The sequence below is a fragment of the Pseudomonas lutea genome (genome assembly GCF_000759445.1).
GTDB lineage: Bacteria > Pseudomonadota > Gammaproteobacteria > Pseudomonadales > Pseudomonadaceae > Aquipseudomonas > Aquipseudomonas lutea.
In genome coordinates, this window is sequence record NZ_JRMB01000002.1 from 1202869 (window position 1) to 1218761 (window position 15893).

General features: G+C 59.4%; 10 protein-coding genes and 2 tRNA genes. 2 read left to right on the forward strand and 10 right to left on the reverse strand.

Annotation, left to right across the window (positions count from 1 at the left end; translation table 11 throughout):
* Window positions 1-51 precede the first annotated feature (51 nt).
* The 9 genes from LT42_RS17630 to rnr form a co-directional block, all read right to left on the reverse strand.
* Window positions 52-3345, reverse strand: coding sequence for a transglutaminase family protein (locus tag LT42_RS17630; protein ID WP_037015693.1), 3294 nt, complete (start codon window positions 3343-3345; stop codon window positions 52-54).
* Window positions 3346-3576: 231 nt separating this feature from the next.
* A complete protein-coding gene (locus LT42_RS17635) occupies window positions 3577-5877 on the reverse strand; it encodes a YgiQ family radical SAM protein (RefSeq protein WP_037015696.1) in 2301 nt (766 codons plus the stop codon).
* Window positions 5878-5989: 112 nt separating this feature from the next.
* Window positions 5990-7387 (reverse strand): replicative DNA helicase, encoded by a 1398-nt coding sequence (gene dnaB, locus LT42_RS17640; protein WP_037015699.1) that lies wholly within the window; start codon window positions 7385-7387, stop codon window positions 5990-5992.
* 148 nt (window positions 7388-7535) lie between these two features.
* The gene (rplI, locus tag LT42_RS17645) at window positions 7536-7982 is read right to left on the reverse strand and encodes a 50S ribosomal protein L9 (protein ID WP_037015702.1); all 447 of its coding nucleotides are present in this window, start codon (window positions 7980-7982) and stop codon (window positions 7536-7538) included.
* Between the two features lie 20 nt (window positions 7983-8002).
* A complete protein-coding gene (locus LT42_RS17650) occupies window positions 8003-8899 on the reverse strand; it encodes a YybS family protein (RefSeq protein WP_037015705.1) in 897 nt (298 codons plus the stop codon).
* Between the two features lie 38 nt (window positions 8900-8937).
* Entirely contained in the window at window positions 8938-9168 is a 231-nt protein-coding gene (gene rpsR / locus LT42_RS17655) for a 30S ribosomal protein S18 (RefSeq protein ID WP_037015707.1), read from the reverse strand.
* Between the two features lie 28 nt (window positions 9169-9196).
* A complete protein-coding gene (gene rpsF, locus LT42_RS17660) occupies window positions 9197-9619 on the reverse strand; it encodes a 30S ribosomal protein S6 (protein ID WP_037015709.1) in 423 nt (140 codons plus the stop codon).
* Between the two features lie 270 nt (window positions 9620-9889).
* Window positions 9890-10639, reverse strand: coding sequence for a 23S rRNA (guanosine(2251)-2'-O)-methyltransferase RlmB (rlmB, locus tag LT42_RS17665; RefSeq protein WP_037015712.1), 750 nt, complete (start codon window positions 10637-10639; stop codon window positions 9890-9892).
* A complete protein-coding gene (rnr, locus tag LT42_RS17670; protein WP_037015714.1) occupies window positions 10636-13245 on the reverse strand; it encodes a ribonuclease R in 2610 nt (869 codons plus the stop codon). Before rnr ends, rlmB begins: the two co-directional genes overlap by 4 nt.
* A gap of 213 nt (window positions 13246-13458) precedes the next feature.
* Here rnr and LT42_RS17675 point away from each other — a divergent pair.
* Both LT42_RS17675 and LT42_RS17680 read left to right on the forward strand, forming a co-directional pair.
* Window positions 13459-13545, forward strand: a tRNA-Leu gene (locus LT42_RS17675).
* A gap of 190 nt (window positions 13546-13735) precedes the next feature.
* A tRNA-Leu gene (locus LT42_RS17680) sits at window positions 13736-13822 on the forward strand.
* Window positions 13823-13875: 53 nt separating this feature from the next.
* Here LT42_RS17680 and LT42_RS17685 read toward each other — a convergent pair.
* Entirely contained in the window at window positions 13876-15810 is a 1935-nt protein-coding gene (locus LT42_RS17685; protein WP_037015717.1) for a methyl-accepting chemotaxis protein, read from the reverse strand.
* Window positions 15811-15893: the final 83 nt, after the last annotated feature.

Here is a 15893-nt window from a genome sequence, read left to right on the forward strand (position 1 = left end):
TGTTTCGACCGTATGGCTCGGCGCCCCGGCTCCCGCCCGGTCGCCGTACTCCTATCGATGCAGGCGCATATCCAGCGTCATGGGTAGCTCATCGTTGAGCGTCAACGCTGGAACATGTCGCTTGCCGGGGCTGTGACCGATCCGGAAGAACCGCGCAAGACGGCGGCTTTCGGCCTCATTGCCGTTCACCGGCAAGGTCTCGTAATTGCGGCCTCCCGGGTGGGCGACATGATAGTCGCAGCCTCCCAGCGAGCGCTGCATCCAGGTATCTACAATGTCGAATACCAGCGGTGCGTGTACCGGGATCGTGGGCTGTAGCGCATTGGTCGGCTGCCAGGCGCGATAACGAACCCCGGCAACGAACTCGCCCACGCGCCCGGTTGGCCGTAGCGGCACCGGGATGCCGTTGCAGGTGAGCACGTAGCGCTGCGGTGGCAGGCCCGACACTTTCAGCTGCAAGCGCTCAAGCGACGAATCGACGTAGCGGACCGCGCCGCCCGCTGCCCCCTCCTCGCCCAACACATGCCAAGGTTCCAGTGCCTGACGCAGCTCCAGTTCGATGCCGCTCACGGTGTAGTCGCCGACCTTCGGAAAGCGAAACTCCAGATGCGCCGCAAACCATTCGGCACGTACGGGATAACCGGCGCTGTTGAGTTCGGCAACCACGTCGGCAAAATCCTGCTCAATGAAGTGCGGCAGCATGAAGCGGTCATGCAGTTCCGTACCCCACCGTGCCAATTTTGCCGGCGCATAAGGTTCCCGCCAGAAACGCGCCACCAGCGCCCTGAGCAGCAGCTGCTGCGCCAGACTCATGCGCGCATGGGGCGGCATTTCGAACGCGCGCAGTTCGAGCAAGCCCAGGCGGCCAGTGGCGCCGTCGGGCGAGTAGAGTTTGTCGATGCAGAACTCGGCGCGATGAGTGTTGCCGGTGACGTCGATCAGCAGATTGCGCAGCAAGCGATCCACCAGCCACGGCGCACACTCCTCTCCCGGCTCAGGCATTTGTGCAAAGGCGATTTCCAGCTCATACAGAGAATCGTTGCGCGCCTCGTCAACCCGCGGCGCCTGGGACGTCGGCCCGATGAACAAGCCCGAAAACAGGTAGGACAGCGACGGATGGTTGTGCCAGTAGCTCAGCAGGCTGCGCAGCAGGTCCGGTCGGCGCAGGAACGGCGAGTCGCCCGGCGTCGCACCGCCAAGCACAAAATGGTTACCCCCACCGGTGCCCGTGTGGCGCCCGTCGATCATGAATTTTTCGGTGGTCAGCCGGGTCAATCGCGCCTGCTCGTAAAGAAACTCGGTACGCTCGACCAGCTCATCCCAGGTAGAGGAAGGTTGAACGTTGACTTCGATCACTCCAGGGTCGGGCGTGATGCGAAAATTCGCCAGACGCGGATCACTCGGTGGCTCGTAGCCTTCCAGCAATACCGGGCAGCGCATTTCCTCGGCGGTCGCTTCGATGGCTGCCACCAGTTCCAGGTAGGCCTCAAGCGATGGCAGCGGCGGCATGAACAGGTACAGACGCCCGCCCCGCGCCTCCGCGCTCAGCGCGGTACGGGTCAGCCAATCGGCTGACTCATCGATCTCCGGCTCACGGTCGGTGCTCTGTCCGGTCTGTTCAGTCAGGTTGTCCAGGCGCAGCTGGAGCTCATCGCGATCAGGCAGTTCTGCGAATGCCTGATTGTGATCCGTGGGATGGATGTACGGATATTCAGCCGCCTTGACCCACGGTTGCGAAGCCAGCGGCAAGCGATAGCCTAGCGCCGAATCACCGGGGACCAGATGGCAATGCTCGTCGCGCAGGTACCACCGACCACTCTGCCAGCGGTCATCCGCGGCGGTTCGCGCCAGTGGCAATACGTGGCCGATGACCGTATCCAGGCCCTGGGAAAATACCTTACGAAGACGCGCGCGCTCCAGCGGATCATCCAGCCGAGAGAGCTCGGCGCTCACGTTTTTGGGCAGCGTGCCTTCACGCCACACATAGTAAAACTTGTCCTCATACGCCGGGAAAACGTAACGCGTCGGCAGCTTCAACCGCTCGGCGACGCGGCGCAGAAAGCCACCCGCCATCTCGCTGTCGGCACCGTAATCCAGCGTTTCGTCTGCGACCAGCGCGTTGTTGCGCCACACCGGTTGCCCATCCCGGCGCCAGAAACAGTTCAGCGACCAGCGAGGCAGCTGCTCACCGGGGTACCACTTGCCCTGACCAAAATGGACGAGGCCGTGTGACGCGTAATGGTTGCGCATTCGCTGGTACAGCTCGGCTGACAGCAGCCGTTTCTTCGGACCCAATGCGGCGGTATTCCATTCGTCGCCGTCGCGGTCGTCGATGGACACAAACGTGGGCTCGCCACCCATGGTCAGGCGCACGTCGTGAGCCACCAGATCGCTGTCAATCTGACGGCCCAGCGCCTGAATGTCCTGCCACTGCTCGTCGTTGTAAGGCTGGGTGACGCGCGGCGCTTCCCAGACCCGTTCAACCGACATCTCATGGCTGAATTCGGTATTACAGGGTTCGACCAACCCGCTGATGGGCGCCGCCGAAGACGGCTCAGGGCTGCACGCCAGCGGAATATGACCCTCGCCGGCGAACAAGCCGGACGTAGCATCCAGGCCAACCCAACCGGCGCCGGGCAGATACACCTCACACCAGGCATGCAGATCGGTGAAATCAACGTCGGTACCGGAAGGGCCGTCGAGCGCTTTGACATCGGCCTTGAGCTGAATGAGGTAGCCGGAAACAAAACGCGCGGCCAGGCCCAGATGACGCAGCAATTGCACCAACAACCACGCCGAATCGCGGCATGAGCCAGAGGCATTCTCCAGGGTGAATTCAGGGGTCTGAATGCCGGGCTCCATGCGAATCAGATAACCGATGTCGCTGGCCAGACGCTGGTTGAGACCGACCAGAAAGTCGATGGCCGGTATGGGCGTACGGTCAATGCTGTTCAGGTAGTCCTGAAACCTCGGCGTCAACGGCAGCTTTTCCAGGTAAGGCTGTAGCTCATGGTGCTCCTCCCTCGCATAGCTGAAGGGGATCTTTTCAGCGTAGGGCTCCAGGAAGAAATCGAACGGATTGAACACCGCCATCTCGGCGACCAGGTCGACTTCGATGCGCAGCTCGTTGGTCTTTTCAGGGAAGACCAGACGCGCCAGATAATTGCCTTGAGGGTCCTGCTGCCAGTTGATGAAGTGATTTTCAGGCAGCACTTTCAGCGAGTACGACAGCACACGGGTACGGCTGTGAGCCGCCGGGCGCAAGCGGACGATCTGCGGCCCCAGCTCAACCGCGCGTTCGTAGCGGTAATGCGTGACGTGGTGCAAGGCAATGTGAATCGACACGGCGTGCCTCCTGCGAGCCTGGACGGTAACGGAGCTGCGCAAGACTTATGCCACCCTGGCCAGTCAGGTGCCTCCGGCGTAGAGGGGGCCTGATCAGTCAGGCACAGCACCAAAAACGCGCCCGCCTCAACGAATGGTGCAAGAGTCGCACGGAAATGAGGCGGGTGGGGTTATTTGCTCCAAAACGCAAAACGCCAGCTCGAAAGCTGGCGTTTTGTTGTCCGTTGTCGTTTAGCGTGGAAAGACCGGCTGACGCGTTGGCTTCTTGCCTTTGCCGGGTTTGGCCGCATCCGCACGATCCTTGGCTGCCTGCTTGTTACGAGCAGCCGCCGCAGCCTTCGCCTCTTCGCGCTTGTCCCAAGGCTTGCTGCCATCGCTGCCGCGCTGCGGCAGACCGGTGTGCTGCGTCAGGATCTTGGTGGTTTTGGCAACCTTATGACTACCGGCTGGCGTCGAGTTTTTGCGACGCGCGCTTTGATAGGCATCGGTATCCGGCTGGTGCAGAGGAATCAGCTGGTGCTTGGCAGGGCCGATCAGATCGGTGCGCCCCATGCGTTCCAACGCCTCGCGCAACATCGGCCAGCCCTTCGGATCGTGGTATCGCAGGAACGCCTTGTGCAGACGACGCTGCTCCTCGCTCTTGACGATGGTGACCGAATCGCTCTTGTAGGTGACCTTGCGCAGCGGGTTCTTGCCGGAGTGGTACATGGCGGTCGCGCTCGCCATTGGCGACGGGTAGAACGCCTGCACCTGGTCAGCACGGAAGCCGTTGCCCTTGAGCCACAGGGCAAGGTTCATCATGTCTTCGTCGGTGGTGCCCGGGTGGGCCGCGATGAAGTAAGGAATCAGGTACTGCTCTTTGCCTGCTTCCTTGGAGTACTTCTCGAACATGCGCTTGAACTTGTCATAGCTGCCAATGCCCGGCTTCATCATCTGGTTGAGCGGACCTTCTTCGGTATGCTCCGGCGCAATTTTCAGATAACCGCCAACGTGGTGCGTGACCAGTTCCTTGACGTACTCCGGCGACTCGACGGCCAGGTCATAGCGCAAACCGGAAGCGATCAGGATTTTCTTCACGCCGGGCAATTCGCGGGCGCTGCGGTACAGCTGAATCAGCGCCGAGTGATCGGTATTGAGGTTCGGGCAGATACCGGGGAACACGCAAGACGGCTTACGGCAAGCGGATTCGATCTCAGGGCTTTTGCAGGCGATGCGGTACATGTTCGCAGTCGGCCCGCCGAGGTCTGAAATCACGCCAGTGAAGCCCGGGACCTTGTCGCGGATTTCTTCAATCTCGCGGATGATTGAGTCGTGGGAACGGTTCTGAATGATTCGGCCTTCGTGCTCGGTGATCGAGCAGAAGGTGCAGCCGCCGAAGCAGCCACGCATGATGTTCACCGAGAAGCGGATCATGTCGTAGGCCGGGATCTTCTCCTTGCCATACACCGGATGTGGAACACGCGCGTACGGCATGCCGAACACGTAGTCCATTTCTTCGGTGGTCATCGGAATGGGCGGCGGATTGAACCAGACGTCCACCTCGCCATGCTTCTGGACCAGCGCACGGGCGTTGCCGGGGTTGGTTTCCAGGTGCAGCACGCGGTTGGCGTGGGCATAAAGCACAGCGTCGCCGCGCACCTTCTCCATCGATGGCAGACGGATCACGGTTTTGTCGCGTGTCATGCGCGGGCTAGCCAGAATCTGCACGACCTTGGCTTCGTTCGGATCCTCGACGTCACCTTTCTCCTGCTCGATGGCGCAGGCCTGGGTGTCTTGAGTGTTCACGTACGGGTTGATGATCTTGTCGATCTTGCCTGGACGGTCAATGCGCGTGGAGTCGACTTCGTACCAGCCTTCCGGCGTGTCACGACGAATGAATGCCGTGCCGCGCACGTCGGTGATGCTTTCGATGGTCTCGCCATAGGACAGACGTGTAGCGACTTCGACGATGGCCCGCTCGGCGTTGCCATACAGCAGGATGTCGGCGCAGGCATCGATCAGGATCGAGTTGCGAACCTTGTCCTGCCAGTAGTCGTAGTGAGCAATACGGCGCAGCGATGCTTCGATGCCGCCCAGAACGATCGGGACGTTTTTGTACGCTTCCTTGCAGCGCTGGCTATAAACCAGGCTCGCGCGGTCCGGACGCTTGCCGGCCATACCGCCAGGCGTATACGCGTCATCGGAGCGGATTTTCTTGTCGGCGGTGTAGCGGTTGATCATCGAATCCATGTTGCCGGCAGCGACGCCGAAGAACAGGTTCGGCTCACCGAGCTTCATGAAGTCGTCTTTTGACTTCCAGTCTGGCTGGGCGATGATCCCGACGCGGAAGCCTTGTGACTCCAGCAGCCGGCCGATGATCGCCATGCCAAACGAAGGGTGATCGACGTAGGCATCACCGGTCACGATGATGATGTCGCATGAATCCCAGCCAAGCTGATCTATTTCTTCCCGGCTCATGGGCAGGAAAGGCGCTGGTCCGAAACATTCGGCCCAGTACTTCGGATAGTCAAATAACGGCTTGGCTGCTTGCATATCGATGACCAGTGTTCGTGTCTGGGGGGCGATTTCTTGTGGAAATTCGCGGGCGCGGAGAATAGCACAAAAAATAACCAATTCCGACCACAGTGGTCGGATTAGCGGCTACCTATTCATCATCGTCAAAATTGTAACTGCCCGGCGCGAGGTTCTCGAAACGGGTGTACTTGCCGATGAAGGCCAGCCGGATAAACCCGATAGGGCCGTTCCGCTGCTTGCCGATGATGATTTCAGCGATGCCTTTGTGTTCGGTCTCGGGGTGATACACCTCGTCCCGGTACACAAACATAATGACGTCGGCATCCTGCTCGATGGCTCCGGATTCACGCAAGTCGGAGTTCACCGGGCGTTTGTTCGGACGCTGTTCGAGGGAGCGGTTGAGCTGAGAGAGCGCGACCACAGGGCAATTGAATTCTTTGGCGAGCGCCTTCAGGGAACGCGAGATCTCGGAGATTTCGTTCGTACGGTTATCGCCGCTTGAGCCGGGGATCTGCATCAACTGCAGGTAGTCGATCATGATCAGACCGACTTCGCCGTGCTCGCGAACCAGACGACGCGTGCGCGCACGCATTTCCGACGGACTGATACCCGCCGTGTCGTCGATGAACAGCTTGCGATCGTTAAGCAGGTTGACCGCCGAGGTAAGACGCGGCCAGTCATCGTCGTCCAATTGGCCGGAACGCACTTTGGTCTGATCGATTCGGCCCAGCGATGAAAGCATACGCATGATCAGCGACTCGCCTGGCATCTCGAGCGAGTAGACCAACACTGCTTTGTCACTGCGCAGCACCGCATTTTCAACCAGGTTCATCGCGAAGGTGGTTTTACCCATCGACGGGCGCCCTGCAACGATGATCAGGTCAGAAGGCTGCAGGCCGCTGGTTTTCTCATCCAGGTCGGTGTAGCCGGTGGAAAGACCGGTGATACCGTCGCCGATATTGAATAGCGTGTCGATACGGTCGATCGCGCGGGTCAGCAGGTCGTTGACGCTGACAGGGCCGCCCGTCTTGGGCCGCGCCTCGGCGATCTGGAAGATCTGCCGCTCGGCTTCGTCGAGAATCTCTTCAGCGGTGCGCCCTTCAGGGTTGAACGCACTGTCGGCGATCTCGGTGCTGATGCCGATCAGCTGGCGCAGCGTCGCGCGCTGGCGAACGATCTGGGCGTACGCCTTGATGTTCGCAACGGACGGGATGTTCTTCGCCAGCTCCGAGAGGTAACCAAGGCCGCCTACCTGCGAAGTCTGCCCTTCCTTGTCCAGCTGCTCGGCCAGGGTCACCACGTCGATCGGCTGGTTTTGATCCGCCAGCTTGGCAATGGCGCGGAATATCAAACGGTGGTCATGACGATAGAAATCGCCATCCGACACCTGATCAAGCACGCGTTCCCAGGCGTTGTTGTCCAGCATCAAACCACCAAGCACGGCCTGTTCGGCCTCGATGGAATGCGGCGGCACCTTCAGGGCAGCGGTTTGCAGGTCATATTGCTCGGGAGCGGAGATGTCGTTCATGGCCACACGGAATCAGGGGATGGAATCAGGATACTCAGAAATGACAAAGGGCACGACCTGCGAACAGGAACGTGCCCAATGCTAACCGGCCGAGGCGCGAGCCACCAGCCGGTCAGACTTCTGCACCGAAGCGCAGAAACCAGACTGCTTACGCAGCTACAACAACGACGCGTACGGTAGCTTCAACATCGCTGTGCAGGTGCACGGCTACGTCGTATTCGCCAACGTTACGGATGGTGCCGTTCGGCAGACGAACTTCAGACTTGGCCACTTCAACGCCAGAAGCGGTCAGTGCGTCAGCGATGTCGTGAGTACCGATCGAACCAAACAGCTTGCCTTCGTCACCAGCGGTGGCAGTGATAGTCACTTCCAGCTCAGCCAGTTGAGCAGCACGAGTTTCAGCAGAAGCTTTCTTCTCGGCGGCGGCTTTTTCCAGCTCTGCACGACGCTCTTCAAACGCAGCCACGTTGGCAGCGGTTGCAGCGGTTGCTTTGCCGAAAGGCAGCAGGAAGTTACGACCGTAGCCGGCCTTAACGTTTACTTTGTCGCCCAGGTTGCCCAGGTTGGCGATTTTTTCCAGCAGGATCAGTTCCATTTGGTAATAACCTCTTAACTTTAACCTTCACCGTTCGCAGAACCGTTATCGGCATCTTTCGACGCCAGACGGCCGCGAAAATCAATCAGGCTGTCGACAATGGCAAACACCACCAGCAACGGATAGATCAGCTGCATAAACAGCAACAGCGTGACGTACAACCCCACCAGCCAGAACCGGGTCAGGCGCTTTGCAGCCACCAGACCGTGAATCAAGGCCAGGCCCGCGAACATGAGCGGCACGCTGCACAACGGTGTCAGCATCGCCAGCTGGGGACCGAAATTCGGCCCCACCAACATGCACACCAGCAGCACCAGCATCGGTGCCCGCGGGAGTTTCAGGCTGCGAAATTCGCGCCCGAAACCGCCCGGGTTATACAACAACGCCTGCCAGTACCGCCCAAGGATCAGGCATACCACGCTGACGATCTGCAACAACGCTGCGATCAGGCCGTTAAGGACCGGGGTAATCAGTGCTCCCAGACGCGCTCGCTCTTCTACCGACATCTGCTGGTAGGCTTCACCGAAGACATGGGGCAAGAGTTTTTGCAGCTCTCCCGCCATGGCCTCGATGGGCTCGCGAAATACCGCGCCCAAAACAACTGCGTACAACAATCCAGCCACTACGCTGACCAGCAGCACGCGGACCCAGGACTCGCTGGCGCGCAATACGGCCGCCAACCCCCATGAACCCAGCAACACCATAAGGGTGCGAGGTTCACCGAAATACCACCAGACCAAAGCCGGCAGCAAAGCCCAGGCGAGTACGCCCATGGCGTCACTCAACCCGCGTCGCAGGAGCACAAGGCAACCTGCGGCAGCACTCAACCAGAACAACAGCGGCAATGCCGCACATCCAACCACTACAAGAGTGGCCTGCACGCGGCCGCGCATGATGAATTCAGCCATGGCGCGCATGCGATCTATCCCTTACTGCGTTTGTCGACTACCTGGTCTCAGCGGCCGTGGCTGTCGGTGTAGGCCAGCAGGGCCAGGAAGCGGGCGCGCTTGATAGCGGTAGCCAGCTGACGCTGATAACGAGCTTTGGTACCGGTAATGCGGCTAGGAACGATCTTGCCGGTTTCGGATACGTAGGCTTTCAGGGTGTTGAGATCTTTGTAATCGATCTCCTTCACATTTTCAGCTGTGAAGCGGCAGAATTTACGACGACGGAAGAAACGTGCCATGTAATGGGCTCCTCAAAAGGTCCGTGGATTACTCGTCAGCGTTATCGCTGTTGTCGCTGTCATCACCATCAACGCCTTCGGCGTCGGAGTGCTCAGGACGATCGCGACGCTCACGGCGCTCACTGCGGTTTTCTTCAGCCTTGAGCATTTCGGACTGGCCGGTAACGGCTTCGTCGCGACGGATGACAAGGTTACGGATCACGGCATCGTTGTAACGGAAGTTGTCTTCCAGCTCGGCCAGAGCCTTGCCAGTGCACTCAACGTTCAGCATCACGTAGTGAGCCTTGTGAACATTGTTGATTGCGTAGGCCAGTTGACGACGACCCCAATCTTCCAGACGGTGGATCTTGCCGCCGTCTTCTTCGATCAGCTTGGTGTAACGCTCTACCATGCCGCCGACTTGCTCGCTCTGGTCCGGGTGAACCAGAAAGATGATTTCGTAATGACGCATGAATGCTCCTTACGGGTTGTAGCCTGCCGCCAAAGCGGTCAGACAAGGAGTGAATAACACTGGTTTATCTTGCTCAGCGACAGGCACATGCGCGCCTGCCATGACAGCAAGGGGCGTGATTGTAGAGAAGGGGTCTGAGCGGCGCAAGGAGATTGGTGAATATTTGAACAACAGCTGCAAGCTACAAGCTACAAGCTACAAGCTACAAGCTACAAGCTACAGCATGACCGGCTTGTAGCTTGAGGCTTGAGGCTTGCCGCTCTTAACCGATCACTTCTTCGCGGCAGCGCGCTGGCGCAGGGCTTCGAAGAGGCAGACGCCTGTCGCCACCGAAACGTTCAGACTGCTCACGCTGCCGGCCATCGGCAGGCGCACAAGATAATCGCAATGCTCCCGAGTAAGACGGCGCATGCCTTTGCCTTCGGCGCCCATGATCAGGATGGTCGGGCCGGTCAGGTCCTGCTGGTACAACTCCTGTTCGGCCTCGCCCGCAGTGCCAACAACCCATAGGCCGCGCTGCTGGAGCTTTTCAAGTGTGCGCGCCAGGTTGGTCACGGCCACGAGAGGAATGACCTCCGCCGCACCACATGCCACTTTCCGAACGGTCGGCGTCAAGGTTGCGGACTTGTCCTTGGGCACAATCACCGCCAGAGCACCTGCCGCATCGGCAGTGCGCAGGCAGGCGCCCAGGTTATGGGGGTCAGTGACACCGTCAAGGACCAGAATCAGCGGCGGGCCTTCGGTGCGGTCGAGCAACTCGTCCAGCATCGCCTCGCCCCAGACCTGGCTAGGGCTTACGTCCGCAACAACACCCTGGTGAACACCCTCTACCCAGGCATCCATCTCGCGTCGCTCGGCTTGTCCGACAGAAACGCGGTTCTGCGCCGCAAGCTCGATCAGCACTTGAACCCGCGGATCGCTGCGACCTTCAGCCAGCCAGATCTGCTTGACCCGCTTGGGGTGATGACGCAACAGCGCCTCTACGGCATGGACGCCGTAGATCTTTTCCAGCTGACTCATGACTTGACCTTAGGTTTACGCACACCGCCACTGCTGGCGGCAGAAGCTGAGCCGGACTTCGAAGAACCTTTCCGATGCTTGCTCGTCTTGCCAGAGGCGCCTGAGGCATCACTCCCCGACTTTCCCGACGATGCCTTGCTACCACCCTTGGCTTCGGTCAGCAGCGCTTTTTTCATCTCGCGGCTCTTGCGAACCTCTGCATTTTTGGCAGCCGCATCACTAGGGCGATAAGCCTCGACAACAGGCTCTTTCGCAGTCTTGCGGCCTGACTTGGTGGCAGGGGACGTGTCCTTGCCCTTCTCTGCCGCTGCAGGTTCGGCTGATCGGCGCTTGCGGCCAATCGGGGCACTGGTGGTCTTCTCCGACATTTCAAAGTCAATTTTGCGCTCGTCAAGGTCGACGCGCATGACGCGCACTTCAACCGTGTCACCCAGGCGGAAGCTACGCCCCGTGCGCTCACCTGCCAGACGATGGTGTACTGGATCGAAATGGTAGTAATCGCCAGGAAGCGCGGTGACGTGGACCAGGCCCTCGACATAAATATCGGTCAGTTCGACGAACAGGCCAAAGCCGGTGACCGCGGTGATGACGCCGGGGAACGACTCGCCAACGCGGTCCTTCATGAACTCGCACTTCAGCCAGTTCGTGACATCTCGGGTCGCCTCGTCGGCACGGCGCTCGCTCATTGAGCATTGCTCGCCCAATTGCTCAAGCATGGCTTCGTCGTACGGGTAGATACGCGCTTTAGGGATCGCGGCCGCGCCGGCACGACGGACGTGCGGTGTTTCCTGCTTGGAACGGATGACACTGCGAATCGCGCGATGAGTCAGCAAGTCCGGGTAGCGACGGATAGGCGACGTGAAATGCGTGTACGCCTCGTAATTCAGGCCGAAGTGGCCGTGATTATCCGAGCTGTAAACGGCCTGGCTCAGAGAGCGCAGCATGACGGTCTGGATCAGATGATAATCAGGGCGGTCCTTGATGGTTTCAAGCAGTGCCTGATAGTCCTTCGGCGTTGGACCGTCCTTGCCTTTGTGCAGAGACAGACCCAGCTCGCCCAAGAAGGCGCGCAACTTTTCGAGCCGCTCGGGCGGCGGTCCATCATGGACACGATAAAGCGCCGGAATTTCGTGCTTCTTCAGAAATTCTGCAGTCGCGACGTTGGCAGCCAGCATGCACTCTTCAATGAGCTTGTGCGCGTCGTTGCGCGTCGTCGGACGGATCTCCGCGATTTTGCGCTCAGTGCCGAAAATGATCCGGGTTTCCTGAGTTTCGAAGTCAATGGCTCCGCGCACGTGTCGCGCACCCAGCAGCACCTTGTACAGCGCATAAAGCTGTTTCAAGTGCGGGACCACGTCGCCATATTGCTCGCGCAACTGCTTGGCTTCTGCGGCTTTCGGGTGCTCCAGCATCGAGCTGACCTTGTTGTAGGTCAGACGGGCATGGGAGTGGATAACGGCTTCGTAAAAAACGTAATCGGTCATCTCGCCGGTTTTGGAGATGGTCATCTCGCACACCATTGCCAGACGATCAACCAGGGGATTCAGCGAGCACAAGCCGTTGGACAGTTGCTCAGGCAACATCGGGATGACGCGCTCGGGGAAGTAAACCGAGTTGCCACGCACCTGTGATTCGGCATCGAGTGCCGAGCCGAGCTTCACATAGCTGGACACATCGGCAATCGCGACGTAAAGCTTCCAGCCGCCGGAGAACAGGCGCAGTTTCCCTGGCTTGGCTTCGCAGAAAACGGCGTCGTCGAAGTCGCGCGCATCTTCACCGTCGATGGTGACGAATGGCAGATGACGCAAATCAACGCGGTTTTCCTTGTCCTTTTCTTCGACTTCCGGCTTGAGCTTGGCGGCTTCTTTCAGCACTGCCTCTGGCCAGACGTGAGGAATGTCGTAGGTACGCAGCGCGACATCAATCTCCATGCCGGGCGCCATGTAATTGCCCACGACCTCGGCCACGTCACCTTGCGGCTGGAAGCGCGGGGTCGGCCAGTGGGTGATTTTCACTTCAACGAACTGGCCGACCTTGGCGCCACCATTGCGACCCGGAGTGATCAGCACTTCCTGCTGGATCTTCGGGTTGTCCGGCACGACGAAGCCGATACCGCTTTCTTCAAAGTAGCGCCCAACCACGGTCTCGTGCGCGCGGGAGATGACTTCGACGATCACGCCTTCGCGCCGACCGCGACGATCCAGACCTGAAACGCGCGCCAGCGCACGGTCGCCATCGAACACCAGACGCATTTGCGCAGGGCTCATGAACAGATCGTCAGAGCCGTCATCCGGGATCAGAAAACCGAAACCGTCACGGTGGCCACTGATGCGACCCAGAATGAGGTCCAGCTTGTCGACCGGCGCATAGGTGCCACGGCGGGTGTAGATGAGCTGCGCGTCGCGCTCCATGGCACGGAGCCGGCGACGCAGGGCCTCGATCTGATCTTCAGTCGTCAGGCCAAATTCTTCCACCAACTGCTCACGGGCCGCTGGCGACCCGCGCTCGGAGAGGTGAGCCAGGATCAGCTCACGGCTAGGGATGGGGTTTTCGTATTTTTCCGCTTCACGAGCGGCCTCGGGATCGAGGGACTGCCAATCGGCCATTAGAATGAGTTCACCTTATCTGTATGTAATTAGTTTGGCATATACCAGATTGAAACGCGAAGACAGCATTTGCTGAGACTTTTCGCTATTTCAATTTTTTTTCGTGAAGGGGCTTTACAGCCATTAATCTCATCCGTAAGATGCGCCCCACAACGACGGCACTGCCTAGTTGTAATTGAAATCGATCGATTTATCGAATGAAATCAACGAACTGCCCAGATGGTGAAATTGGTAGACACGCCAGCTTCAGGTGCTGGTGACCGCAAGGTCGTGGAAGTTCGAGTCTTCTTCTGGGCACCAATTCAACGAAACCGAGCTCAGGCTCGGTTTTGTGCTTTTTGCGTTCCGAAAAATCAGCTCCATCAGGCAGCCATGAGCTTAGATCACATATCCTTGGATGTCCGCCCTCCTCGCACGTCTCCATCATCCTTCCAAGAAATTCAAAAATTCAGTTGCACAATCACTAAAAATCTAATTAAATCAGCGCCATGCCCAGATGGTGAAATTGGTAGACACGCCAGCTTCAGGTGCTGGTGACCGCAAGGTCGTGGAAGTTCGAGTCTTCTTCTGGGCACCAAACAAACAAAACCGAGCCAAGTGCTCGGTTTTGTGCTTTCTGGGGTACACCTGCTATGCGCGGAACTGACCAAGGCTTGCCTTCAGTTGCGCAGCCAGCTTGTCCAGCGTCTTGCCGCTGGCGGTCGTTTCCACAACCGCCTGGGCGGCCTTTTCCGCCTGAGCGTGAATGACCTCGACTCGACCTCGCACCGCCTGGGCACCTTGAGCCTGATGCTCTGCCGCCCGGGTGGCAAGACCGATTGCCGCGTGCACCTGCTCGACCGAAGCCTGCACCGACTGCTGCAACCGGGTACTGTCTTTTAACACCGCCAACCCCTCTTTTGCCTGGCGCCCGGCCAGACCGATTGTCGCCACCGCCTCGCGCGCGCCAGATTGCAGTTTGGCGATGTGCTCCTGGATATCCCCGGTCGAACTCTGCGTCTTGCTGGCCAGGGCGCGGACTTCGTCGGCCACGACAGCAAACCCTCGGCCAGTTTCGCCGGCACGTGCAGCCTCAATAGCAGCGTTGAGGGCGAGCAAGTTGGTCTGCTCGGCGATGCCATGGATCACCTCCAGCACCACTTCAATCTGCTGGCTCTGCAACGCCAATCGCTCGATTACCTGAGCACCGGTCTCTACCTGGCCGGCCAGCGCCTCGATCAGGCCGCCGACCTGGTTGGAGGTTCGTGTGTTTTCGTCCGTCGCTTGACGGATATCGACCACCTGCTGAAGCGCGGCCTGCATCGCCTGGCTTTCGGCCTGCGCTTCGTCTGCCATCTGCGCCAACGCTTGAAGACTGGCGGCTACCTCATCGCGCTGTAACTCGGCCGCGGCGCCAGCACCGGCATTGCGCTTGCTCATGGCGCCGATCTCCAGCCCCGTCTGCTGAGCCACGTCGCCCGCCTCGCGAACAATGGGTTGCAGCTTGTCGACAAAGCGATTGACGGCCGCAGCCATGTCACCGATTTCATCGTTGCTATTGAGTTTGACCCGCTTGGTCAGATCACCCTCGCCCGCTGCCAGATCATCCAGCGCGCGATTGAGCAACTGCAGGCGCAGCACGACGCGGCGCCCCAGCACAATGGCCAGCAAAACCAAGACACCCAACCCGACCAGAGACAAGCCCACGCCGATTCTCCAGCGCAGGGTACTTGCGGCGCCTTGCACCGCAGAGCGGGTATTGGTCGCCATCGCAGCTGCGGACGCCTGAGCCGTTTGCAGTCGCGAACGCAACGCAGAAGAACTCTCCGCCGCAGCGCCGCCAAGGCTTTCAGATACCAACTGGTCGCCGCTACCGATCAGCGCAATAAATCGCTTGTCCAGGGCCGCAAGGTTTTCCTCAACGGACGCCGTGGATACACCCATCCGCACCTTGCCGATCTCGACACCGTTAGGGCTGATTGATGCTTCGACGTAATACACCGAAGGATCTTTCTGGGCGGCGTTCAGAACTTTGTCCATCGCACGCTCGCCCTCGCCTTTGGCCAGCAAAGCCTTGATCGACTCGTTTTCGCGGTTCAGATAACGCGTCAGGTGCTCGCCCTGAGCATCGTCATACACCACAAACAGAACGTTCGGATTGCGCTGCGCACGGCGCGCGAACTCAGACAGTGTCGGCGTATCACCATCCCACATGGCTCGTGGCGCGACGGCGGCCAGTAACTCGGCCATGTCTGTCGCCGAGTCCTTGAGGTCCTTCTCAAGTGTCGCGCGCAGCTGCTTTTGCTCGTCCTTGAGGCGTGCGGAAAGCCCGGCGCTCAGGCGCTGACGCGTACTCTGCGATAAGCCGTCAAGACTGGAGGTTACATCGCGGCTCGCCTGCTCCAGTTCGCCGGACAAGCGCTGCGAATCCGCACCCAGACGCGTCGCCAGTTCAGCTTCAAGCGCGGTAACCGTGCTCCGAGTGAGGGCGACGGCAATCAGGACCTGCACCAGAAGCGCAATTCCAAGAGCAATGAACACGGGGCGCAGCAAACGGCTGCGCAGAAGAGAAGTAACGGCTGACACAGGAAATCCCCCCACAACACACGCCAGTAAAATGATGGCATCGTCTTATAAATGGATTCACAGCAAGGGTCGTGCCGCAGCGC